The sequence below is a fragment of the Desertivirga xinjiangensis genome, from assembly GCF_024436435.1.
Classification (GTDB): domain Bacteria; phylum Bacteroidota; class Bacteroidia; order Sphingobacteriales; family Sphingobacteriaceae; genus Desertivirga; species Desertivirga xinjiangensis.
Genome location: NZ_JAFMZP010000001.1, coordinates 585,434 through 609,917, shown reverse-complemented (window position 1 = coordinate 609,917; position 24,484 = coordinate 585,434). Strand labels below are relative to the sequence as shown.

The window sequence follows — 24,484 nt, the reverse complement described above, 5'->3', positions numbered from 1 at the left end:
CATTTAAACTACAATCGTACTTTCAATGAGTAATCTATTTAACGAGATAAGAAATCTGGAAGATGTAAACGCCCTTTCAAAGCATGAAAAGCTGGTTCAAGGAGTTATAAATGCAATAGATCAAAAAATAATTTCAAAGGGAGATATGCTGCCATCGGTAAATGAGATGATCAAGGAGTTCACGTACGCCAGGGAAACCATCGCTAAAGCCTATAGGGAATTAATAGCGAGAGGTATCGTTGAATCAAAGAATCGCCAAGGATACTTTGTTTCTACAGAAGATACAGAGCAGCATTTGAAAGTTTGCTTGGTACTATTTGCTTTCGACACTTTTCAGGAAACCTTTTACCAGAGTTTCAGAAGCCATTTAGGTGAGAATGTGCATCTGGATATCTTCTTTCACCACAACAACCTGCAGATCTTGGCAACTATCGTTGAAAGCATTAAGGGTAAATATGGAATGTATGTAGTGGCACCAATTCCGCAGCCTGCTTCTGTTCAATTGCTCGGGGAGCTGCCAATGAACAAATTCCTGATGGTGGACCGTTATATCAAGTTGAAGGAACCCCATTCTTTCATTGTGCAGGAGTTTGAGAAATCTTCCTATAGTGCCTTTGCTTCTCTTGCCGATCGAATCAAGGAATTCGACGAGTTCATATTTTACTTTAAGCCATCTTCGGCAGAGCCCAATGACGTTTTCAAATCTTTCGAGAAGTTTATTAAAGATTTCAAAATTAGAGGGGTAATCAAAAGCAGCTACAAACCCGGAAGTATTGCGGCCGGAAAGGTGTATTTTACTATTCACAATTTGGAACTTTGGCAAATGCTGAAGGATACCAAGAAAAAGGGATTGACTTTAGGAAAGGATCTAGGCATCTTGTCTCACAATGATGATCATGTAAAGGAAATCATCTTTGACGGTATAACCACTTTCTCCATTAACTTCGCTGAAATGGGAAAGAAGGCGGCTGAGTTTGTGCGGAGTAGGCAACCGGTACAAGACGTGATGAAAAATGACCTTTTCAGAAGAAATTCTCTTTAAGTGAACCCAATGATCGGTCTAAGCTTTCTATTTTTCCCTTCTTAACAGCGTTTAACCCATTTCAGAAGTGGTTAGAAAGCGTAGAACCTGGCAGATACCGGCGGTGGAAACACGAACGCCAACATAATTGAAATACTCCGCGAAATAAGTTATAAAAAAAGACCCATGGGTAACACTTTCGTTATGCCCAGTTTAATAAATATTTAAGATATCGAATGTTACGAGGTTTAATTATTTCCTTAATTTGTTGTTTTTGTAACACTTATATTCTTACTGCCCAGCCAATTAAAATGGAGCAGAGAGATCGGTGGAAAGGTTTTCAAAGGGTTAATTTGACACTTGGGAATCATAAGGCCTACTACGTAAAGCCACTAAATCCACTTCCCGGTAAGCCTTGGGTGTGGCGAGCATCGTTCCCGGATTGGCACACAGAAATGGACAGTCTGCTACTTACCAGAGGTTTTCATATTGCTTATGTTAGTGTCGATGACCAGTTTGGTAGTCCTTATGCTATGTATATCTGGGATCAGTTCTACAGTTATCTTACCACTGAAGCACAGTTTGCGACCAAAGCAGCATTGGAAGCAGTAAGTCGCGGAGGATTGTATGCTTACGGCTGGGCAAAAAGAAATCCCGATAAAGTAAGTTGCGTTTATGCAGAGGCCCCTGTTTGTGATTTCCAAAGTTGGCCTGGAGGAAAAGGTAAAGGTTCAGGTGATAAGGAAGAGTGGCTCAAGTTGCAAAATGCTTATAATTTGAATGAGGAGCAACTACCAAAGTTTACTGACAATCCTATCGATAATCTGGAAGGCCTGGCTTCTTTTAAAGTCCCACTTCTACATGTGGTGGGTTATGATGATAAATTAGTGCCATCATCTGAAAATACTTTCATCCTTTTTCAAAGATACGTTGCTTTAGGCGGTCCAGCTTCCGTCTACCCAGTTAACGATGGCCCTCAGCAGTTGAATGGACATCATTTCCCAATCAAAAAGGCGGCAGCCTTTGCTGATTTTATTTACCAAAATTCCTATCCTACTGATAAACCCTTAAGTTATAAGAATTACTTTAATATCCGTGGTGGCATTACTAATGCTTATGAAATATTTACAGCAAAAAAACATGCAACGATAGGATTTGTGGGCGGATCAATTACTCATAATCCTGGTTGGAGAGAGAAGGTAAGCCGATATATCAGCGAACGCTTTCCAAACACTCAATTCCGTTTTATAGAAGCAGCAATTCCATCTTTAGGAAGTTTATCGCATTCCTTTCGTTTACAGCAGGACCTGCTGGATTCGGGTAAAGTTGACCTAATGTTTCTCGAAGCTGCAGTTAACGATCGAGGGAATGGAACAGATAGTATAACTGAAGTTCGAGCTTTGGAAGGAATTGTTCGACGCGCAAAAAAGGCAAATCCATCAATGGATATTATCATGATGTGCTTTGCAGATCCTTATAAAACGGAAGATTATAACAATGGGAAGGTGCCCTTGGAAGTACTTAACCATGAGCTTGTTGCTAATCGTTATAATTTACCTTCTATCAATCTTGCTAAAGAAGTAGCGGACAAAATGAGGAATAAGGAGTTTTCCTGGAATGAGGATTTCAAGGACATTCATCCTTCTCCATTCGGCCAGGAATTATATTTTGCTACTATAAAAAGCTTGCTTGGAGAGTCCTTTAAAGATGACTCGTCAGGAAGAATCGTCAAACATCCAGTTCCTCAGGCATTGAACCATTTCAGTTTTATTAACGGCCATTACTACAACATTAAGAATGCAAAAACCGACAGAAGCTGGGACTACGTTTCGTCGTGGAAACCTTCAGACGGGTTATCAACCCGAGATGGTTTTGTAAATGTACCAATGCTGGTGACAGAAAAAGCCGGCAGTAAACTAACCCTTCCCTTTAAGGGAACGGCTGTGGGAATGGCAATAATATCCGGAGCTGATGCTGGAATAATTTCTTACTCAATAGACGGAGGACAAGCTAAGGAAATTGACCTTTATACTGAGTATAGTACCTGGTTGCATTTACCTTACTACATACTTTTCAGTGGAGATTTAAAGAAAGGTTCGCACACTCTTACATTGAGGATCTCTGATAAGAAAAATAAAATCAGCAAGGGGAATGCATGTAGGATAGTAAACTTTTTTATCAATGAAATAGACTCGAGTAATAAATGAAGTGAGCCCCGTGGAATGCTTAAAGATTGTAGCCTAGTTCAGTAAATTCTATTATTAGAACCATTAAATCCACTAAAGCTACCACAAGGAAGCTTTAAGTAGGACGTAGTTTTGTCCTTCAATGGGATTTTTATTATAACATGGTTGTTATTTGTAAAAAATATGAAAAATTATCTTCTGAAGTTTAAGACAGCGGACAGAACTCCCGGACGTAACAGTTTTCATTTTACTCTGGAATTGGAGGACTACTGGCAATATCTATTATCGCAATAGTGACCGAAAGAACTGCAATTCCGCTCATCATGGCTCCCTTTGGTGCATCTTGTGTGCTCGCGTTTGGTGTTCCGGATAGTCCATTGGCCCAACCAAGAAATATTTTAGGGGGACACCTTATATCAAGCTTAATTGGTGTCTTATGTTATACATACTTTGGTAGTACGTGGTATTCGCTAGTGATAGGAGTTGGTGCCGCTATCTTTATTATGCAACTAACCAAAACAACTCATCCTCCAGCTGGGGCAGACCCGTTAGTAATTATATTCGCAGGAGCATCGTGGAAATTTATTTTAAATCCTGTTTTGTCTGGTTCATTGATCTTGGTTTGCTGTAGCAGTAATTTTTAATAACCTTCACAAGAAACGTAAATATCCGAAGTATTGGAGGTAGCCAACAATTGCGAGTGGAATAATTTAGGGCATACCAATAATTATATCAAGATTCAAAAGTAAGGAAAAGCTCAGGAACTTGAATTCACTGAGGAGTAGATAAATGTTGTGACTGTCAGATTTTTCCCATAATTTATTTAAATAAATATGTCGGCAGGGGATTTTGCCTATATTTGAACCAGTTAGTTCAGAATATAACTTTTGTATTGTAGTTATGGCAAGAAAGATTGCGTTTATACCCGAAGAGAAAGTTTCAGAGGCAATGAATGTGTTTTGGAGTGAGGGATATACAGCGGCTTCACTATCGGATCTAACGGAAGCAATGAAAATTAACAAAAGCAGCCTTTATAATAGTATAGGTGATAAGCATACCCTGTTCAAAGAATGTTTGCAAGCCTACTATAAGATGGTGGAGCAAGATTACTTCATTGCTATACGAAAAGGTAAAGATGCTTTGGAAAAATTAGACAACATTATTGATAAAATTATAGAAGTTACTATTGAAAGAAAGCATACTTGTCTGGGTATTAAGAGCTCATTTGAACTAGCAGGCGAGGACAAAGAAGTAAAAGGAATTATTAAAGCTGCCAATGAAAAAACAATGGCAGTTATAAAATCTCTAATTAAAGAAGCTCAGGTGCATGGTGATATAAACGCCGAGAGAAGTGCTGATATTATGTCTCAATTCTTCTTTTACTCTTTTTCTGGGCTACAACAATCATTTGTTATTCATGACGGCAAATTAGTAAAAAATATCGGGAATGAGTTAAAAGCCTATTTAAGAAGTTAATTCCTGCAGCAGCTTCTAAACTGATAGGGTCCAAATTAATGCTTTGTATTATTATTAAAGTTTGAGAAACATTTATGAAAAAAGTGAAAACTGCATTTCAAGATGGCGAAGCCAAAACTCTTCGCTTTGTTCTCTCCTGCAAGGCGAGTAAATTTGGAACATAAATGGTAAGAAGCTTTGTGAGAAAAAGGTTAAACCTGCTTCAGAATTAATTCTTTCCTCCTATCATTCCATTTTCAAGTTCTGACGAATGCCCCAGCATTGCGGGAGGTCGGTTGGTCAAACACAGAGAGCATCTGAAAACGTGAGACAAAAGCTATTTTTTTTCTTTTTCTGAACCGAGTGGTTTAGAAAAACACACATATTTAATTACATAAAATAACTATCAAACGAACTAAAACATGGAAAAAGAAATTGAAACACCATTAAAAAAAGGTGCGACGAATGCGCCTCGAATCGTTCTCACTGGCACTACCGGTCGCCTTGGATCCAGAATACTTACAAGCATTCTAGAAAAGAAGTTAATTTCTCCTAGTGATTTAATCATCTCATCCTCTAATCCCAAAAACGTTCCTGGTATTGCCAAGGAAAATGGTGTTGAGGTACGTTATGGAGACTTTGCAAACCCTCGCTCCCTCCATTCGGCGTTTGAAGGAGCTTCCGCAGTGTTTATAATGTCACATCCGGACGCTGGTATCCAACGTGTGCAATTTCATAAGAACGCCATAGAAACCGCCAGAACACTTGGAATTAAGACTATAATTTACTCAAGTATGATGCTTGGAGGGGAAACTGGAATGGAAAGCGTAATAGGTATTCAGCAGGGCCATTTGCAAACAATGAAGTATTTACTTTCAAGCGGTCTTGAACATATCATAATCCGCCAAGGGATCTACGCACAAGCTTGGACCCCTTATGCAGGGATCCGCTCAACCGGTGATCCAATGGAATGGGTGATACCTAATGATGGAGCAATCGCTTGGACAGATCTTGACGAACTTGGGGAAGGTAATGCCCTGATTCTTGCCGATTACAGGAAGTACATTAATCAAACTTTACGTCTGACGGGACCACGTGCTACTGCAATAAGTACAATTGCGCAGATTATCGAAAGGAAATTAGGCCGTAAAGTGAACTTGTATTTCACAGGTAACCACGCCAGAGATGGTTGGGGCAGGATATATGAAGGGTTAGCCAATGGAGAAGGAAAGGTTGTAGATCCGCTTCTTGCACAACTTTTAGGCCGACCAGCAAAAGGTATAGAGGAGGTTTTAACGGGATCGTCTACAGAATAAAAAACACTGAAGGCTAAGAAAGATAGCCAAATTTTTTTAGGTATATCTAAACCGATCGGTTCAAATATACCTATTAATAGAGCCTCTGCGTGTGAAACGCATAGCCTGAGCTTCAGAAGAATCTATCAAGAGGTCATATCTAGGGGCAATTGACGAAAACAGGTTACAAGGTCGTTGGGGAGACTACTAGATGATATTTTAATTTTTATAGACAATTTAACCAATAAGTATTATACAATGAAGCATGTATATTCAATTTATCTAATTACAATTGCACTCTTAATTTATTCCTGTCGGCAGAGTGAAACCAAGCAGGGACCGGCACCAGGAGCTGTTAAATTGCCTGTTTACACTGTTTCTGCCGAAAATTCGTTCACTTCTCAGGAATTCCCAGTTAAGCTTGAAGGACATGCTGATATAGAGATACGTTCCTTGGTTGACGGCTATTTGCAGAAAATATACGCAGATGAGGGGGATTACGTATCAGCCGGACGCGCTCTTTTTAAAATAGAAGATCACCGATACCGTGAGGCATTAAATATCGCCAATGGGCAGCTAACCGCAGCCAGCGCCGCAGCGGTCTCTGCTCAACTAGAAATAGAAAAGCTTACTCCTTTGGTAGTCGAGGGAGTCGTATCCGACTACCAACTAAAAACTGCGACGGCAGCGCTTGAGATAGCTAAAGGCAACAAAAAACAGGCAGAAGCAGCCGTAGAAGCAGCTAAAATTAATCTTGGCTACACTATTATTTGCGCTCCTGTAAACGGGTTCATTACTCGTTTACCAAAAAAACAAGGAAGCCTGGTAAGCGCCAACTCTATGGAACCTTTAACAATACTGTCGGATAACAAGACAGTGTATGCATATCTGACTTTAAGTGAACAGGACTTTTCCACATTTAAAGAGCAGTATACGGGCAACACATTAAAAGATAAGATAAAGAAAGTGCCACCGGTTACACTTGTCCTTTCGGGAAACAAAGAATATCAGCACAAAGGACACATTGATATGGTGGATGGCCGCGTGGATAAAAGCACCGGAGCTATAACCTTAAGAGCGACTTTTCCTAATCACAATGGCTTATTGCGTTCTGGAAATACCGGTAGGGTAAAGATAAGCATACCGACGATGGAGTCATTACTGGTACCTCAGGAAGCCACAGTAGAGGAACAGGGGAAAGTGTATGTTTATAAGCTGGACAAGGCGGGGAAAGTAGAAAAAAGCCTTATTTCTATAAACGGTAAAACAGAAACAGCATACCTAGTTAGTGGTGGAGTACAGGATGGTGATTTAGTTGTCTACAAAGGCTTCGAAGGGCTTCAGGACGGCACGTTGATTACACCAGAAAAAGTTAACTAAGGAAGTAGTTGATTACGCAAAATAACTAGAGGATGTTAAGAAAAATTATAGACAGGCCTGTAATGGCTACAGTGATTTCAGTTGTTCTGGCAATTTTGGGAATAATAGGACTTAAAACTTTACCCTTGAGGCAATTTCCCGATATAGCGCCGCCAGCTGTACAAGTCTCTACTCAGTATCCGGGTGCTAACGCTGAAACCGTCTTGCGAGCTGTTGCACCTTCTTTGGAAGAGTCAATAAACGGAGTAGAGAATATGAGTTACATGACTTCCACTGCTAATAATGATGGATCTTTGGCAATCACAGTTTATTTCAAGCTCGGCACCGATCCCGACCAGGCTGCAGTGAATGTTCAGAACAGAGTAGCACAAGCTATGAGCCAGCTTCCTCCCGAGGTCATCCAAGCGGGCATTAATACTAATAAGCTGCAGAACAGTCAGGTGATGGTTATTGATCTTTATTCTGAGGATGAGTCACAATACGATCAGGCTTATATTACCAATTATGCGCAAATCAATATTATTCCTGAATTAAAACGAATACCGGGGGTAGGTCAGGTAAATTCCTTTGGAAGCAGTTGGGATTATTCGATGAGAATCTGGTTGAATCCTTCGCAGATGGCTTCTTACAATATCACGCCGCAGGAAGTAGCGAGAGCCATTCAGCGAAGGAATATTGAAGCTGCTCCCGGGAAATTCGGAGAAAACAGCCAGCAGGCATTTGAGTATGTAATTAAATATAGAGGCAAGTTCAGTAAACCGGAGGAGTATGAAAATATGATTATCAGGTCAAATACTGATGGGAGTATTTTACATCTGAAAGATATCGCACGGGTAGAATTCGGTTCCCGTACGTATAATAATATAGTGCGCGTAAACGGGAAGCCAGGTACGAATATTTCAATCCTACAGCTTCCAGGGTCGAATGCAAATGAAATACAAATTGCAGCGGAGGAGCTGATGAAAAAAGCATCTAAAAAGTTCCCCAGAAACGTGAAGTATGTAATGTTGTATAATACCAAGAATCTGTTGGATATGTCCATTGATCAAGTAAAGCATACCCTCGTTGAAGCATTTATTTTGGTATTTATTGTAGTGTTCATTTTCCTTCAGGATTTTCGATCTACCCTCATTCCTGCCATCGCCGTTCCAGTTGCCTTACTGGGTACATTCTTTTTCATGTCGATCTTTGGTTTCTCAATCAACCTGCTCACGCTATTTGCGCTTGTATTGGCCATTGGAATCGTAGTAGATGACGCAATTGTAGTGGTAGAAGCTGTGCATTCGAAAATGGAACATGCCCGTCTTTCGCCAAAGGCAGCTACTACATCCGCTATGAGTGAGATTACAGGTGCAATTATCTCCATAACGCTTGTTATGTCAGCCGTTTTCCTTCCTGTAGGATTTATGAGTGGATCTACTGGGGTTTTTTATCGTCAGTTTGCTTTCACTCTGGCAATTGCAATTATAATATCAGCTGTGAATGCTCTAACATTGAGTCCGGCGCTCGCTGCATTATTCTTAAAAGAACCCAGCTCATACCAGAAAGCAAAAAAGAGTGGACTTAAGGATCGCTTTTTTGCCGGCTTCAATGTTAGCTTTGAAAAGTTAACCAGGCGGTACATCGGAGGATTGCGTCTCCTGATTAAATTTAGATGGCTGACCCTTCTATCCTTAGCTCTAATTATTTTAAGTACAGTTTGGATGGTGCATAAAACTCCTTCAGGATTTATTCCCAGTGAAGATATGGCTTTTGTTGCTGTATCTGTGTCGTTGCCGGCAGGAAGTTCTCTCGATAGAACTACTAAAGTGATGAAAGAAGTAGAAGATCTGCTGATGCCTATTGAAGCCAGGGATAATCTGATGAGTAGAACAGGTGCAGATATCTTTACAGGCTCCCCGAGCTCCTCAAGTGGCGTAGTTTTTATTAATCTTAAGCGGCAAGAAGATCGGGGCAAAGTAAGCGACATTAATGCTGTAATGGAAGATGCTAGAGCAAGACTTTCTTCTTATAAAGGCGCGAAGTTCTTTGTATTTACCTTTCCTACTGTTCCTGGGTTCAGCTTTGTGGATGCCCTAGACTTTGTTATACAAGACCGCCTTGGCAGACCTTTCAATCAGTTCAGTGAAGTAGGAAGTAAATTTATTGCCGAACTGTCCAAACGACCCGAAATTCAAACAGCTTTTACTTCATTCAGGACAGACTATCCACAGTATGAGATGGAAGTTGACTATGATAATGCAGAACAATTGAACGTTGAATTGGACGACCTGATGCAGACATTGCAGGACTATTATGGCAGTGCTCAAATTAGTGACTTTAATCGCTTTGGAAAATACTATCGTGTAATGATTCAAGCTGACAAAGATTTTCGTGCAACCCCGGAGTCTTTTAGTAAGATCTTTGTAAAAAACAGAAATGGCAAGAGCGTTCCTGTAAATTCTATAGTTAAACTTAACCGCGTTTATGGACCTGAAGTTGTCTCCCGTTACAACTTGTTTAATTCAATTTCTATTAATGCTACGCAAAAACCAGGTTACAGCTCCGGCGACGCCATTAAGGCCGTAGAAGAAGTTGCAGAGCGTTTCCTACCTTCAGGGTATTCGTTTGAGTTTTCAGGTATTACAAAAGAAGAGATTTCATCTGGGGGACAAGCCTTTGTAATATTCAGTTTGAGCCTGATTTTCATATATTTCCTTTTAGCAGCCCAATACGAGAGCTATATTTTGCCACTTGCTGTAATTCTCTCAATTCCGACTGGAATATTCGGTGTATTTGCAGCTATCGGCTTAACCGGTATTGCCAATAATATTTACGTTCAAGTTACTTTAGTCATGCTCATCGGGCTTTTAGCCAAAAATGCCATTCTTATCGTTGAGTTTGCTGTGCAAAGACGAAGAGCGGGTAAATCTCTGCTTTCTGCTTCCCTTGAAGCTGCGAGACTGAGACTGCGACCGATCATTATGACATCGCTTGCCTTTATAGTTGGTCTTATACCAATGATGGGCGCTACGGGACCTTCAGCAGAAGGAAATCACTCAATTAGTATTGGTGCAGCCGGAGGTATGTTATCAGGAGTGGTGCTGGGACTCTTTATTATTCCTGTACTGTTCATTGTATTTCAGTACCTGCAGGAGAAAGTTTCTCCAAAAAGAATCAATACGTCCATTGAGAATGAACATGAATAACCGTAAGAAAATAATGAACAGGTATAGCATATATATAGTAGTGATGATTTTTGTAATTGTATTTGGCTCGTGTGGGGTCTCAAAAGATATAATCGCATCATCACCTATCATTGAGGAGTATAAGAAATCTTTCACTTATAATCGCGATACTGTGGCGACAGTTGCGTGGCAGTGGAAGCACTTTTTTCCGGATTCTAAGCTGCAGAAACTGATTGAGAAAGCTGTTATAGAAAACTATGACATGCAAATAGCCCTGCAGAAAATTGAGATTGCACGCTTACAGTTAAGACAGTCAAAGTTGGGACAAACACCGCAGTTGAATGCCTTTGTGAATAACAGTACAAGTATCCCCTCAGAAAACAGTTTTAACGGGTACAGTATTAATAATTTTCTGGGAAAAAGTCATATCGAAGATTTTAGCTTAGATATATTTTTTTCATGGGAAGCGGATATATGGGGCAAGATTAATAATCGAAAAAAAGAGGCTCTGGCATCTTACCTTCAAACGCAGGAGGCAAAAAAAACAATACAAGCTGATATTGTTGCATCTGTAGCTGTTGGATACTATAATCTGGTAATGTTGGATGCTCAGCTAGAAATTGCCAAACGAAATCAGGCATTGAGTGAAAAAACTTCCCACATTATTTCGCAGCAGTTCAAGGCAGCGCAGGTAACGCATTTGGCAGTAGAACAGGCAGAAGCTCAGCGGCTACAAGTTAAGGGAATAGTTCCGCAGATAGAAAAGGAAATTACATTGCAGGAAAATGTATTAAATCTACTTACAGGCGCTTTACCTGGAAGAATTGAGAGAGATAAAAAGCTTCAAGATATTGTTGAACTTGGCAGCTTACCTACAAGCATACCCTCTTTACTACTAAGTCAGCGTCCTGATATAAAGTCACTGGAGTATGAATTAAATGCCTCAAATGCCCGAGTAGGGATTGCCAAAGCTTCTCTTTACCCGGCATTGAATATTACAGCTACTGGAGGCGTTAATTCACTACTTGCAAGTAGCTGGTTTAATATGCCATCTTCTCTGTTTGGTACTTTAGCATCGAGCATTAGTCAACCTTTGCTTCAGGGGAAACGACTTCGAACAAACTATGAGATAGCAAAAATTGAAAGGGAGAACGTAATACTTGCTTTTAAGAGACAAATATTGGTTGCTGTTAGTGAGGTTTCAGGAACCTTAGTGGAAATAGAAAAACTTAATGAGGAAGCGAGTATTAAAGCACAAAGGGTAACCAATTTACAAAAAGCGGTGGGTAACGCAAACAAGCTTTTTATCAGTGGCCTAGCCACCTATCTTGAAGTAATTACTGCACAAGGTAATGTGTTACAGAGTGAACTGGAATTGGCTGGCATAAAAAGAAATCAATTGGGAGCCCAAGTGAAATTGTTTAAAGCAATAGGGGGCGGCTGGAAGTAAATTAATATGAGAACTTCCCATATAGGTACTTATTGAAATACTGTAATTGCTTTTAAACCCAATACCAAATATATTTCAGCTTGAGTTGTACAAATTTAAGACACAGCAGGGTTATGTAACCAATATTAATGCATCAAGGACATTAACGATAGAATAATCTATTTCTTCCAATGATTTATCCATTGCATATTCCTCTATGGAACGATAGCTTTACAAAATCAAGCTATTAAGAGTTGGTCTAATTGAATCTAGCGTATAAACTTATTGAAAATACTTAAGCACTTAATATTGGTTCGACTGAAAGAAGGGCGCCCATCGCCCTTTTTTTTGGATAGTTCAACTAACAAGGAATATAAATACACACTTAAATATTATAACTAGTAAAATTTTATGAAAGGAAAGCCAAATCTTAAACTTCTTTTTATCTCAGTCTTAGTTATCCAGTTCGCCTTCGCCCAACAACCCTTAAAGTTGAGGTACGACAGGCCCGCGCAGATGTGGGAAGAAACACTTCCTCTTGGGAACGGTCATTTAGGAATGACTCCGGATGGAGGTATTTTCTCCGAAAAGGTCACACTTAATGATATCACCCTATGGTCAGGAAGTCCTCAGGATGCCAATAACTACAACGCTTATAAAGTACTTCCGCAAATACGTAATTTGATCATGGAAGGAAAAAATGACGAGGCACAGGCTCTGGTGAACAAAGAATTTGTTTGCAAAGGCCCAGGATCAGGAGGCCGCCAGTGGGGCAAATTCCAAGTGCTGGGAGAACTACAGATGAATTATGACTACGGTCTGCATTCAACAGGAATCCCTGCCGCAATAGATTATCACAGAGAGCTCGACTTAAACAATGCTGTGGCCACGAGTTCTTACAAAATCAAGGGTGTGAACTACACAAAAGAGTACTTTACAAGCTTTGGCGACGATGTAAGTGTTATTAAAATTACTTCAGACCAGCCCGGCAAACTAAATTTCACACTTGGATTAACCCGGTCCGAACGCTTTGAGACTGCTGTGGAAGACGGAGAACTGGTGATGCGAGGACAGTTAGATAATGGGACAGACGGTAAAGGCATGTGTTACATCGCTCGGGTAAAACTCCGTCTAAATGGGGGAAGCCAAAGCAATACATCCAGCACTCTTGAAATAAAAAACGCAACTGAAGTCGTTATCTATATTTCGGCTTCTACAGATTATAAAAATCCCCGTTACCTAGAGACAGTAGCGAAGTCTATCAATGCTGCTTTAAAAAAGGATTTTGAGGGGCAGAAGCAAAGTCATATTACCGCTTACCAGAAGCTATTCGCGCGTGTAAGCTTGAATTTGGGCCAAGGTGAAAATGGGAACCTGACTACAGAGAAACGGCTAGCTGCGTACTATAATAATCCCCAAGCAGACAAAGGCCTCCCTGCATTATTCTATCAATTTGGGAGATATCTGAGCATTAGCAGTACTTTCGCGGGACTGCTTCCTCCTAATCTTCAGGGTTTATGGGCCAATCAAATCAATACCCCCTGGAATGGGGATTATCACTTGGACGTCAATGTGCAGATGAACCATTGGCCGTTGGAAGTTTCCAATCTATCAGAATTAAATCTGCCGTTAGCAGAATTGGTGCGGGGACTAGTAAAAAATGGAGAAAAGACTGCAAAGGCTTATTACGGAGCTGATGGCTGGATTGCTCACGTTATTACCAACGTCTGGGGTTATACAGAACCTGGAGAAAGCGCTTCTTGGGGAGCATCGAATGCAGGTTCTGGTTGGTTGTGTAATAACCTCTGGGATCATTATGCTTTTACGGGAGATAAAGAGTATCTGAAAAGTATTTATCCGATCATTAAGGGTTCGGCAGAGTTTTATAACGACGCGCTTGTAAAAGAACCTAAAACAGGCTGGCTGGTTACATCTCCATCCGTATCTCCTGAAAACTCCTTTTATCTTCCAAATGGAAAAACTGCGAGCATCACGATGGGTCCAACCATTGATAATCAGATTGTTAGAGAACTGTTCGGAAATGTAATTACAGCTTCAAAAGTATTAGGTAAAGATGAAAGCTTCAGAAAGTTGTTGGAAGCAAAGGTGAAACAACTTCCTCCGGTTGGCCAGGTATCTGCCAACGGAAGGATTATGGAATGGATCGAGGACTACAAGGAGACAGATCCCCAGCATCGCCACATATCACATTTATATGGTCTTTATCCGGCAACGATGATTACACCCAAATCAACCCCCGAATTGGCAGAAGCCGCCAAGAAAACCTTAGAGGTAAGGGGGGATGATGGACCTAGCTGGACGATTGCTTACAAGCTTCTTTTCTGGGCAAGGTTACAAGATGGAAATAGAGCCTTTAAGTTACTTAGAGAAATACTAAAACCAACCCTTAGAACAGACATAAATTATGGAGCAGGAGGAGGCGTATATCCAAATATGTTATCTGCAGGGCCTCCATTCCAAATTGATGGCAATTTTGGAGCTACAGCAGGAATCGCTGAGATGCTTATTCAAAGTCATGACGGATATATCGACCTTCTTCCCTCAATTCCTGACCTATGGAAACCGTTTGGTGAGGTTAAAGGCCTGAAAGCAAGAGGAAACTATACAGTAGATTTCAGCTGGAAGGATGGTAAAGTAATCAGCTATAAAGTCGTCTCTCCTACAGTATCAAAGTTGAAAGTTAAAGTTAACGGAGAGATTAAGGAAATTCATTCAAGAAAAATTTAAAGAGGAAAATAAAAGCCGGATATAACCGGGAGAATCAATTTATGAATTTTAACCAACGAACAACTACAGTTATTCTTGGATTTTCAATAGTCCTATTGTTAAAGGATATTATTGTAACAAAATCCTTTGCTCAAACTCTGATACCCATCGAGACGCAGAACAACGCTTTCGTCCTGGAAGCAGAAAAAGATAAAGACCTAAGCTCAATATACTTTGGTAAAAAGCTAGTCGACATAAACGAATATAAACTCGTTTCGGGATTATACAAGCAAACGGAAGAATATACGGGCTTGGCGAATGCCGCGTATACTCCTTCTGGTTCCAGAAATCTCCTTGAACCAGCGATCACTGTAACACATGCGGACGGCAATAATTCATTAGACTTACGGTACGTTAGTCATAAGCAGGCTAAAGTGAATGATAATGTAAGTTTGTTAAGCATTGTTTTAAAAGATCCAGTCTATGATTTTGAAGTAAAGCTTTACTATAAATCTTACTTCAAAGAAGATGTAGTTGAACAGTGGAGTGAAATTAAACATGGAGAAAAGGGCGATGTGGTATTGCAGAAATATGCATCAGCTAATCTACATTTAAAAGCCAAAAGTTACTGGCTGAACCAGTACCACGGCGACTGGGCAAAGGAAATGCAGCCAGAGGAAGCGCGCTTAACTCATGGAATTAAGACTATTGATTCCAAACTTGGAACAAGAGCCAACTTATTCCAGCCTTCGGTGTTCATGATCTCTCTGGATAAACCCGCAACAGAAGATGAAGGCAATGTATTGTACGGGGCATTAGAATATAGTGGTAATTTTAAGGTGGACTTAGAACTTGATTATCAGGATAACCTGAGAATCATTGCCGGTATCAATAACTATGCTTCACCTTACACTCTAAAACCAGGTGACACCTTTACCACTCCACCCTTTTTATACACCTTTTCAAATCAGGGAAAAGGCAATGCCAGCCGAAAACTGCAGAGCTGGGCTAGAAAGTATAAGTTGCAGGATGGAAACGGTAATCGTCTGACACTCTTAAATAATTGGGAAGCCACCTATTTTGATTTCAATGAGAACAAATTGGCCGAGCTGATCGGAGATACAAAGAAGCTTGGTGTTGACATGTTTCTATTGGATGACGGCTGGTTTGCTAATAAATATTCTCGTAATGATGATCGTGCCGGTTTAGGTGACTGGCAGGAAAACAAAGCGAAACTTCCTAACGGAATCGGTTCTCTAGTTAAAGAAGCAACCGCTAATGGGGTAAAATTTGGGTTATGGATTGAACCGGAGATGATAAACCCGAAAAGCGAGCTATACGAAAAGCATCCAGACTGGGTAATTAAACAACCAAAACGAAATGAACATTACTTTAGAAATCAGTTGGTACTTGATCTAGCCAACCCTCAGGTTCAGGACTTTGTCTACGGGATCGTTGACAGACTATTTACAAAAAATCCAGAGCTAGCTTACCTAAAATGGGATTGTAATGCAGTGATCTATAATGCCCATTCCGCTTTTCTTAAAAATCAGTCACATTTCTATATAGAATACATGAATGGGCTGTATAATGTTTTAAAGCGGATCAGAGCTAAATTTCCCAACGTGCCGATGATGCTTTGTTCTGGTGGCGGTGGCAGGGTAGATTATGGTGCTTTACAATTTTTTACAGAGTTTTGGCCCAGCGACAATACAGATCCAATGGAGCGGATCTTCATCCAATGGGAATACTCCTACTTCTATCCTGCCATCAGCTCATCCAATCATGTAACCGATTGGGGAAAGCAACCTATTAAATTCCGTACCGACGTAGCTATGATGGGAAAACTAGGGTTCGATATTGTAGTAAATAAATTACCGGAGAACGATTTGAAATTCTGCCAGGAGGCAATTAAGAACTACAACGGGTTGAAAGATGTGATTTGGCACGGTGACCAGTATCGCCTTGCAAATCCAAGAGAAGGAAATGTTGCATCGGTAATGTACGTAGACGAAGCTAAAGCTAGAGGGATTATCTTTAATTACCTAGTAAACAACCGCTATGGTTCAAATAGTGCCTCCCCGATCAAGTTGAAAGGCTTAGATCCCCGCAAAAAATACAGAATTACCGAAATTAACTTATTTCCGGGGACGTCCTCTACTCTTGATGTAAAGAAAGTTTTCTCCGGAGATTTTCTAATGAATGTTGGTTTCAATCCGGACGTGAATACGTCCAGGACAAGCGTTGTCCTGGAATTTAAAGAAGTGAAGTAATTAAGGAGCTTATGTCCTGATATTTGTTGATTGTTTGAAAGTTGGAGGCTGTCTCGAAAGATCAGCCTCTTTTTAAAGATCAATAACATTTATAAACAGATACTCTTAAATAACAGGAAATTCTTTTACCTAACCTTCCCCTTTTACTATTAACGAAATATATAAATACTTAAGGATAAATGAAAAGAACAATTAGCACACTCTTTTCTATTGTCTTTGTAACGACTTCAACTACACGGTAAGGAGAAGCATATCGAAACAGGGAAGTATGATTTATGGGGCAAAGCATTACGACCCAGTAATAGCTAGGAGGAATACTATTAATCCTTTTGCTGAGCAATATAGATATTGTTAAAATTATACACTGAGCAATCAATCCCTTTTATTAGCCCTCACACAGTTTTGGCGAGAATTGCGTCTTGAGATTCAACTTTTTTTGCCGGTGAAAATGGTTGTTTCAGTTAGGAAACAACGTGAATGGGAAGAGGCATAAATATAAGGGCCTTCCATTAGTATTGATTAAAACAAAAAAGCTGTCTGAACCAGCTTTGATTCAAAAGAACTGTACTAATTAAGAAACTGCTTCCTGAACTGTAGGGGACTAACGCCAACTTCTTTTTTAAATAATCTTGAAAAATAGGGCGGGTTATCAAAGCCTAACGAATAGGCTGTTTCAGCAACATTACAATCAGACCCTGTTAATAGATTTTTAGCTTCAGAAATCAAGCGGATATGGATCAATTCAATTGCCGTCTTCCCTGTTTCCCGTTTCAATAGATCGCTTAAATAACGCGGCGAAAGGTGGAGTTGTTCAGCCATAAACTTAACGGTAGGCAAGCCATTGGCTGGTACATCTCCCTTTTCCAGGTAGGCCGAAAGTATCTCGATGAATTTAGAGACGGTTTTACCTGTAGCCGTATACCTGTCTTCGAACTGTCGTTTGTAAAAGCGTTGTGAGTATTTAAGTATAGAATCAATATGACCGATGATAATATCGCGCGTGTACTCGTCTTGATTATTGTAATATTCAAATTTGATTTTACTATGTAAGTCCCAAATGATCTTTTCCTCTATTGAAGACAGATGTAGCGCTTCATTGACTTCGTATTCGAAAAAACCATATTTCTTAATCTCGGAGTGAAGCGGGTGCCCGTTTAAAAAATCCTCGTGAAAGAAAATGAGGAAGCCGTCTTCCTCAAAATCCAGGTTCTTCATTTCCACCACCTGCCGCGGCTTAACAAAAGACATCGAGCCTGAATTATGATCGTACTTAGTACGGCCATACAAAAACACACCGCTCCTAAGCTTCTTTATCCCAATCATATAAAAATCAGTCGTAAATACCCGGTCGCCAAGTGGGCAGGTTTTATTGCACTGAAAGATGCTCACTAAAGGATGCTATGGAGGCGGCATTCCGTTTGATCGGTTCAGGTCGGCCATGCTTTTGAAATGCTTCATCGTACAATTTTTTAACTGCGATATCGATACTATAAAATTACAGAAACCACAGCATAATCAAATCCTGCTATTGTAATTAATTTAGCTTACTTTCCGTGAGCGATAGCCGCTACCTCAGCCCATTCTTCCCATTCGGCTAATCGACCTTGATACACTTGTTTAATCCATGGCAGTGCAAGCTTCCCCAAAAATAACCGCAATGGAGGGTGGTTAGAATCTATAAGTTTGAACATAGCAGCGCTTGTTGCTTCTGGAACTCCAAACGCATCGGATTTAAGGCTGGCTTTAAAAGCATCTTTTACCGGATTATAAGCTTCAATCCCGGTAGTTTGTACAGCGGATGTACCTGCCCAATCTGTTTCGAAGCCGTTTGGTTCGAGTAGTGTAACGTTAATACCGAAGCCCTTAACTTCACTCGCAAGAGTTTCGCTTAAGCCTTCCACGGCAAATTTAGACGCGTTATACAACCCTAGTATCGGTAGAGTAGCTATACCTAAAATGCTCGATACTTGTATAATATGGCCATGGCCTTGTTGCCTCATAATTGGTAATACTGCTTGAGTAAGCCATAGCAAACCAAAGAAGTTTGTTTCAATTTGGTCGCGCGCTTGCTGTTCACTGGTTTCTTCAACGGTGCCAAATAATCCGTACCCCGCATTGTTAATTAGCACATCGATAGTACCGAAATGTTCTTTTGCTTTCTCAATAGCTGCAAAATCAGCATCACGATCGTTTACATCTAGCTGAATAGGCAATACTGCCTCGCCGTAAGTCTGAATTAGATAATCGAAGTTTTCAGAGTTTCTCGCGGTTGCTATAACATTATCGCCTCGTTTTAAAAATGCTTCTGCCCAAATTTTTCCAAATCCGCGTGAAGAGCCTGTAATGAAGATTGTTTTTGACATTGTTTTAATCTGTAATATTGTCCAAAATTATCAGACTCATCTCGGAAAAATTTATACATAAGTACCGAATACTGATACATATCACGTATTCTGTATTCTAGTTGCGAAACAAACACCTATAGCTCCTGAACTACATTTTGCTGAGACATACATAAGTTAAACTTAAGTATTCAAAGCGCAAAACGAGCGTTTGCCTTATATATCTGTTTCCTTCAGGTTAAAGAGACCGCCGCATTAGGACGTTATTTTACCAGAACGAACTCTTTTTCATATTTTTGCCGCTTATGAGTTTGCCACTAAGAACTACTTTTGGAAACCGGGACTATACTTACAGGATACTTACCAGGGTGATTAATAAAGAGACGACCAGTATCAAGTTTAGCCTGGAAGAGGAAGAGTTTACAATGGAAAAGGGCGGGAACGGTAATTGGCAAATCAGGGAAGCTTCTTTAGGAGATTATCAGTTACTTGAAGCAGTAGCTAAATCCATCTGCAAACGTTACGCGATCTGAGAAAAAAGAAACGTTGTCCAAAACGTTGTCAAATTACACCTTTCAGGTGAAATCACTTTTATCACCTTTGCCTCCGAGATACAAGACAGGTAAATTAAAAATATCCTGGAGGAGTCAGAGGGGCAGCCTTCTGGCTTTTTTATGCTTTTCCCCTTTCGCAAACAACAGTCTGAAATAGATTTTTCTTATAGGGTATGGCGAAAGCATACCATTTACATTGGCGACAATGTTGACACGGCAAGCCCTGCAGACAGATATAACCTGGTCAATTTAGTAAAAGAATAAAGGGCTATAAAAGCCCCTCATCTGCAAATGAATAATAAGAATCCTCAGGAGAAAGTATAATATGGTCTAGAACGGCTATATCAAGCAGCATCGCTCCTTCTTTAATCTTACAGGTAAGATTAATATCAGCCTGACTCGGTTTAAGGTTTCCTGAAGGATGATTATGGGCCAGAATAATTCCTGCGGCATATCCCTTCAAGGCAGCTGCAAAGATCAACTTAGGATCAGCTACTGTGCCTGCCATACCACCTGAAGATACCTCATAAATTCCAAGCACTTTATTAGCTCTGTTTAATAACAGGATCTTGAACTGTTCCACTAACTGAATTCTGTTCATATCCCAACTTTGACGAAAAACGTTAAATACATCTCTCGAACAGCTTACCGAAAATCTTTCTGAAGCCTTTATCTTTGGCTGATAAATAACTTTAATTTCTGAAACCTGAAACATTGCCAATTGATTCTGAAGCTTTTTCATAATTAGATTTTTTAAGTGATGAATGAATTAATTATGGCGCATCAGCAGGCTGAGGGCGATCAAGGGCAAAAGGAAAAGGAATAAATGGACACAGGAGCAGGTGGGAATGAGGGTTTATGCCGGACGCTTTTGCCCGCTTCAGCAGCCTTCAGCCTAACTTTGTGACATTAATGGCTCATGAGTTCCTTTTTATCCATCGCGCTTTTAAAAAATCTTCCGGGTGTCTACCAGAAAGGCAGCAGATAACGGCAAACTTGGCCCTTTCGTAGCAATGAAAAAACTTTAATAAAATCGAAGCAGATTAACTGAAAACGATCTCCAACTATTGAAACAGGAGCTTTTCGAGTGTATACGACAAAAATCAGATAGAGAATCTTAGGACTCTTGAATGCTTTGAAATAAAGGAGTAGGCACTATACGAAAATCTGTCCCGGAACCCTCCCAAGCCTAAATATTAGCAGCACTATCAAATTCAATAAGATTGGCGAAGTGATTTATTACTCAAAGGATGAGATGATGGACCTTTAAGCAATGGATTATAATCAATTAGATAGATTCTCTTTAAACTCTCTAGATGCATGCCTCATTTAGCTGGTCAACAAACGCGCTACTGTCATTTTTTATGCCCTAGCCCTTCAAGGTGAATATCGTTGGCCTCAGTACCAGTTTTGAGCAGAACAACCGCCTATACTACTCCTAAAAGTATTCTCCGAGAATAGTCTAACCGGGAGAATACTTTTCTTTACAGGTATTTTTTTCCGCTTAACAAAGCTTCTATTTCTATATCGGAGTGCAGCATCGGATAAAAAACTCTCAGACAGACTATTGTGAAGTGTGCATTCACCTTAGATATAAGGTTCCAAAAATATCAGATCAATGGGCTTAATCCAGCAACCTTATTGAAATAAGCAGTAAATAAAGCGAAACTTGTATCCTAACTTAGGTTAAGCAAGAGTTCGCGTTTACGTTCCAGTATTGCCGCCACAAAAGCTTTCTATCAGGATAAAAAAACGCTTTCCATTTTCTGGAAAGCGCCGGAGTAAATATTTCTTGTTTTAGCAAAATAAAAAGTTGTCATTACTCAACAGCAGAGTATTTAATGAGCTTCGGGCATTAGTGTGAATTTTATAAGATTACCATTCATAAGACACTGCCTTGCAATATTTCTTATAGCTACTGCATCAACAGCATCTACTATTTTTTTATCAGCTGCATACTCGTTGAGATCTTCACCTAACTGCAATTGCCCTGTTATGTAGTTCAGCCACCAGTTATTCTCGCGCAGTTCAAGTTCGCGCTGCCGATACCATTCCACCTTCCATTTGCTGATGTTTTCTGCTTCTGGTCCTTCAGTTGATAGCCGGTGTACTTCTGCTCGTGCAGATGCGGCCAGCTTTTCCGCATTCGCCGGATCGCAACTGAACTGGACTGTTAACGAGAACCTTTGGGCAGGATATTTAGCAACACTGTAATCAACCCGGGGACTATAAACGCCGCCTTCCTTTTCTCGTAGTGTTTCTATTAGCCGGATATTTAAATTTTCCTGCAGGGCATCAAACACGATATTGTTCCGGCTATTAAAATCATACTTGCCGGAATACATCATAACGACCGTGGCTTTAGCTTCTCTACCTTTTTTAACCATTTTGGCTATTTCGCCTGCTGGCGGATCGATAATCAAATCACGGGCGTTTTCCGTCTTAGAGGTTGAAGGCAGCGAACCAAGATATTTTTCAAACAAAGGTTTTGCTGCTTTTACATCAATATTGCCTGTGAATACGAAAACCATATTAGCCGCATTAGTAAAACGTTCTTTATAGATATTGAAAACCTTGTCAAGATTTACCATATCAAGTTTTTTAAGCGATGGCCCTGTACGGCGGAAAGTATAATTTCCCAACACTGCGCTAACCGTATCATTAAAATCAGCACCAGGATCATTAGCGCGATTAACATAGCGCGCCTTTGAGCGTTCCATTATACTGTTATAGAGAAGAGGATCTTTTTGCGGCTGGGTAATGTAAGCGTGTATCAGTTGCATGGCGACATTAAAATCGTGGACAGAGCTGCCGCCAGTTATACCCTGATATCTTTCTGCTATGTAAGGCCGTACTTCCACTTGTTTGTCAGCCACAAAGCGGTCAAGCTCAGCAGCAGTTAAATTACCTACGCCTGCTGCAGCTATTATTGAAGCCGCATTTGCGGCCGACGGATAATCAGCATCTGCATACAAAGATGTTCCACCCGCTGCAAAACTTTTAAATATTATCTGATTGCTTTTAAAATCCGTTGGCTTAATAACTATTTTCACTCCATTTGATAATTTAAGAGTGGTTATGCCCCCCTTAGCGTCATACTGCTCAGTCGTGATCTTACCGGCAATGGGTTGCATTGTTAATAATGATGATAAAGTTGTTTGTTCTTCAAAGGCCTGCATTTGCATGGCCTTCACTTCAGTTATCCATTGTTCAACCTGCTCGTTATTAGGTAAGGCTTCAGCGGAGTTAAACGGTGCGTTAATTATAATGTCACGGTTTTTATCGCCAAGATATTCGAGTATTACCTTTCGGATATCTTCCTGATTAACCAAGGGCAGATATTCTTTCATTAACCTGTACTCCCCTTCAATGCCTGGCGCCGCTTCGCTTCGTAAAAAATGGGCGATATATTCCTGCACATAACTTTCTGAAGGATTGTTATTCCGTTCGCGGTAAACATTCTCAAGATGTTGTAAAAGAATGCTTTTTGCCTGTTCCAATTCCGGAGAGCTAAAACCATGCGCTTTTATGCGTTCGTATTCATACCACAAAGCCATAAATCCTTGCTTTAGCATACCGGGCTTGCAGACTACCGTCGTCCGGTAGGTATCCAAACTTCCAAAAAAATCTTTTATTCCAGCATTAGCTGATATAAATGGTGGCTGAGTACGAGAGAGCCGTTTGAACCTGTCGTCAAGCATATTGTTAAATAGTTGCTTTGTCAAAAGCCTCCGGTAATCTTCCGCCGTAGTTAACGGTGTTGCTTTGTGCTTTATAATTACTTCGGCAACCGTATTTGTTATTTCTTTATCGGTTAAGGCTATAAATTGGTTTTTATCGGTTAACGGTATAGTATAATCATTCCGGGACCGTTGTCTAACAGGATTTTTAAGATCGGAAAACAGGGCTTTTACCTGCTGTTCAATAGCTGCTACGTCGATATCGCCAACAATTATCAGAGCCTGTAAATTGGGGCGGTACCAATCGTTATAAAACTTACGTATCACCTGGGGCTTGAAGTTTTTTAATACCTCGTCGGTACCTATTGGGTTACGCTCTGCATAGCGTGAATGATTAAGCAACAGCGGGTAATATTGTTGTTGCAGCCTATCGGACGCACCTTTGCCCAGGCGTTTCTCTTCAAGTATTACACCGCGTTCGATATCGATCTCACGGGCATCGAGAGTAGCGTTCTGCGCCCAATCCCGAACGATTAATAAACCATTTTTTACAAGGGCTTTATCATCAGTAGGTAGTGGCAACTGGTATACTGTTTCGTCATAACCGGTATAGGCATTGACATCGGCACCAAAACGGACGCCTGCCTTTTGCAGGTAATCCATCATCGTGTTCTTCGGAAAGTTTTTTGAACCATTAAACGTCATATGCTCAACAAAATGAGCCAGGCCTCGCTGATTATCATCCTCCAAAACCGAACCCACCTTGTTCACTAAATAAAACTGAGCCCTTTTTTTCGGAGTATTATTATACCTGATATAATAGGTAAATCCGTTCTTAAGTTGACCGGTATGGACGGCGGTATCCAGCGGAATTAGCCTGTCTTGCGCTGTTGCAAAAGCCACGGTAAAGCATAGCAGAAAAGCTCCTATGATATTTTTAAGCATAAAACATAGTAAATAAAACCACTTGCCGCA

At 40.3% G+C, this 24,484-nt stretch carries 15 protein-coding genes; 11 read left to right on the top strand and 4 right to left on the bottom strand.

The window, feature by feature from the left end:
* Nucleotides 1-25 precede the first annotated feature (25 nt).
* From J3P37_RS02515 to J3P37_RS02475, 10 genes are all read left to right on the top strand, one after another.
* On the top strand, nucleotides 26-1,042 hold the full coding sequence (locus tag J3P37_RS02515) for a GntR family transcriptional regulator (RefSeq protein ID WP_256009420.1): 1,017 nt from the start codon (nucleotides 26-28) through the stop codon (nucleotides 1,040-1,042).
* A 290-nt stretch (nucleotides 1,043-1,332) separates the two neighbouring features.
* Nucleotides 1,333-3,228, top strand: a complete 1,896-nt coding sequence (locus J3P37_RS02510; RefSeq protein ID WP_256009419.1) for an SGNH/GDSL hydrolase family protein — start codon at nucleotides 1,333-1,335, stop codon at nucleotides 3,226-3,228.
* A 272-nt stretch (nucleotides 3,229-3,500) separates the two neighbouring features.
* Nucleotides 3,501-3,851 carry an HPP family protein gene (locus J3P37_RS23000; RefSeq protein ID WP_439648949.1) on the top strand — a complete coding sequence of 117 codons (351 nt, stop codon included), beginning with the start codon at nucleotides 3,501-3,503 and terminating at the stop codon, nucleotides 3,849-3,851.
* Nucleotides 3,852-4,107: 256 nt separating this feature from the next.
* Nucleotides 4,108-4,683: a TetR/AcrR family transcriptional regulator gene (locus J3P37_RS02505; RefSeq protein ID WP_256009418.1), complete on the top strand. Its 576-nt coding sequence runs from the start codon at nucleotides 4,108-4,110 to the stop codon at nucleotides 4,681-4,683.
* Between the two features lie 401 nt (nucleotides 4,684-5,084).
* On the top strand, nucleotides 5,085-5,978 hold the full coding sequence (locus J3P37_RS02500) for an NmrA family NAD(P)-binding protein (RefSeq protein WP_256009417.1): 894 nt from the start codon (nucleotides 5,085-5,087) through the stop codon (nucleotides 5,976-5,978).
* A 237-nt stretch (nucleotides 5,979-6,215) separates the two neighbouring features.
* The gene (locus J3P37_RS02495; protein ID WP_256009416.1) at nucleotides 6,216-7,337 is read left to right on the top strand and encodes an efflux RND transporter periplasmic adaptor subunit; all 1,122 of its coding nucleotides are present in this window, start codon (nucleotides 6,216-6,218) and stop codon (nucleotides 7,335-7,337) included.
* Nucleotides 7,338-7,369: 32 nt separating this feature from the next.
* Nucleotides 7,370-10,525: an efflux RND transporter permease subunit gene (locus tag J3P37_RS02490; RefSeq protein WP_256009415.1), complete on the top strand. Its 3,156-nt coding sequence runs from the start codon at nucleotides 7,370-7,372 to the stop codon at nucleotides 10,523-10,525.
* A 43-nt stretch (nucleotides 10,526-10,568) separates the two neighbouring features.
* Nucleotides 10,569-11,954: a TolC family protein gene (locus tag J3P37_RS02485; protein ID WP_256009414.1), complete on the top strand. Its 1,386-nt coding sequence runs from the start codon at nucleotides 10,569-10,571 to the stop codon at nucleotides 11,952-11,954.
* A gap of 390 nt (nucleotides 11,955-12,344) precedes the next feature.
* The gene (locus tag J3P37_RS02480; protein ID WP_256009413.1) at nucleotides 12,345-14,681 is read left to right on the top strand and encodes a glycoside hydrolase family 95 protein; all 2,337 of its coding nucleotides are present in this window, start codon (nucleotides 12,345-12,347) and stop codon (nucleotides 14,679-14,681) included.
* Between the two features lie 41 nt (nucleotides 14,682-14,722).
* The gene (locus J3P37_RS02475; RefSeq protein ID WP_256009412.1) at nucleotides 14,723-16,933 is read left to right on the top strand and encodes an alpha-galactosidase; all 2,211 of its coding nucleotides are present in this window, start codon (nucleotides 14,723-14,725) and stop codon (nucleotides 16,931-16,933) included.
* Between the two features lie 567 nt (nucleotides 16,934-17,500).
* Here the strand turns inward: J3P37_RS02475 and J3P37_RS02470 are convergent.
* On the bottom strand, nucleotides 17,501-18,256 hold the full coding sequence (locus J3P37_RS02470; RefSeq protein WP_256009411.1) for a helix-turn-helix domain-containing protein: 756 nt from the start codon (nucleotides 18,254-18,256) through the stop codon (nucleotides 17,501-17,503).
* 221 nt (nucleotides 18,257-18,477) lie between these two features.
* Nucleotides 18,478-19,296, bottom strand: a complete 819-nt coding sequence (locus J3P37_RS02465) for an SDR family NAD(P)-dependent oxidoreductase (protein WP_256009410.1) — start codon at nucleotides 19,294-19,296, stop codon at nucleotides 18,478-18,480.
* A 284-nt stretch (nucleotides 19,297-19,580) separates the two neighbouring features.
* Between J3P37_RS02465 and J3P37_RS02460 the strand changes: the two genes are divergently transcribed.
* Nucleotides 19,581-19,808, top strand: a complete 228-nt coding sequence (locus tag J3P37_RS02460) for a hypothetical protein (protein ID WP_256009409.1) — start codon at nucleotides 19,581-19,583, stop codon at nucleotides 19,806-19,808.
* Nucleotides 19,809-20,097: 289 nt separating this feature from the next.
* Here the strand turns inward: J3P37_RS02460 and J3P37_RS02455 are convergent, their stop codons facing one another.
* Together J3P37_RS02455 and J3P37_RS02450 are read right to left on the bottom strand one after the other, a co-directional pair.
* Nucleotides 20,098-20,571: a JAB domain-containing protein gene (locus J3P37_RS02455; protein WP_256009408.1), complete on the bottom strand. Its 474-nt coding sequence runs from the start codon at nucleotides 20,569-20,571 to the stop codon at nucleotides 20,098-20,100.
* 1,096 nt (nucleotides 20,572-21,667) lie between these two features.
* Nucleotides 21,668-24,454 carry a M16 family metallopeptidase gene (locus tag J3P37_RS02450; protein ID WP_256009407.1) on the bottom strand — a complete coding sequence of 929 codons (2,787 nt, stop codon included), beginning with the start codon at nucleotides 24,452-24,454 and terminating at the stop codon, nucleotides 21,668-21,670.
* Nucleotides 24,455-24,484 lie beyond the last annotated feature (30 nt).

What these genes read in the sequence shown, in the direction of transcription:
- J3P37_RS02515 (WP_256009420.1), top strand. Translation starts at nt 26, where the DNA reads ATGAGTAATCTATTTAACGAGATAAGAAATCTGGAAGATGTAAACGCC.
- J3P37_RS02510 (WP_256009419.1), top strand. Translation starts at nt 1,333, where the DNA reads ATGGAGCAGAGAGATCGGTGGAAAGGTTTTCAAAGGGTTAATTTGACA.
- J3P37_RS02505 (WP_256009418.1), top strand. Translation starts at nt 4,108, where the DNA reads ATGGCAAGAAAGATTGCGTTTATACCCGAAGAGAAAGTTTCAGAGGCA.
- J3P37_RS02500 (WP_256009417.1), top strand. Translation starts at nt 5,085, where the DNA reads ATGGAAAAAGAAATTGAAACACCATTAAAAAAAGGTGCGACGAATGCG.
- J3P37_RS02495 (WP_256009416.1), top strand. Translation starts at nt 6,216, where the DNA reads ATGAAGCATGTATATTCAATTTATCTAATTACAATTGCACTCTTAATT.
- J3P37_RS02490 (WP_256009415.1), top strand. Translation starts at nt 7,370, where the DNA reads ATGTTAAGAAAAATTATAGACAGGCCTGTAATGGCTACAGTGATTTCA.
- J3P37_RS02485 (WP_256009414.1), top strand. Translation starts at nt 10,569, where the DNA reads ATGATTTTTGTAATTGTATTTGGCTCGTGTGGGGTCTCAAAAGATATA.
- J3P37_RS02480 (WP_256009413.1), top strand. Translation starts at nt 12,345, where the DNA reads ATGAAAGGAAAGCCAAATCTTAAACTTCTTTTTATCTCAGTCTTAGTT.
- J3P37_RS02475 (WP_256009412.1), top strand. Translation starts at nt 14,723, where the DNA reads ATGAATTTTAACCAACGAACAACTACAGTTATTCTTGGATTTTCAATA.
- J3P37_RS02470 (WP_256009411.1), bottom strand. Translation starts at nt 18,256, where the DNA reads ATGATTGGGATAAAGAAGCTTAGGAGCGGTGTGTTTTTGTATGGCCGT.
- J3P37_RS02465 (WP_256009410.1), bottom strand. Translation starts at nt 19,296, where the DNA reads ATGTCAAAAACAATCTTCATTACAGGCTCTTCACGCGGATTTGGAAAA.
- J3P37_RS02460 (WP_256009409.1), top strand. Translation starts at nt 19,581, where the DNA reads ATGAGTTTGCCACTAAGAACTACTTTTGGAAACCGGGACTATACTTAC.
- J3P37_RS02455 (WP_256009408.1), bottom strand. Translation starts at nt 20,571, where the DNA reads ATGAAAAAGCTTCAGAATCAATTGGCAATGTTTCAGGTTTCAGAAATT.
- J3P37_RS02450 (WP_256009407.1), bottom strand. Translation starts at nt 24,454, where the DNA reads ATGCTTAAAAATATCATAGGAGCTTTTCTGCTATGCTTTACCGTGGCT.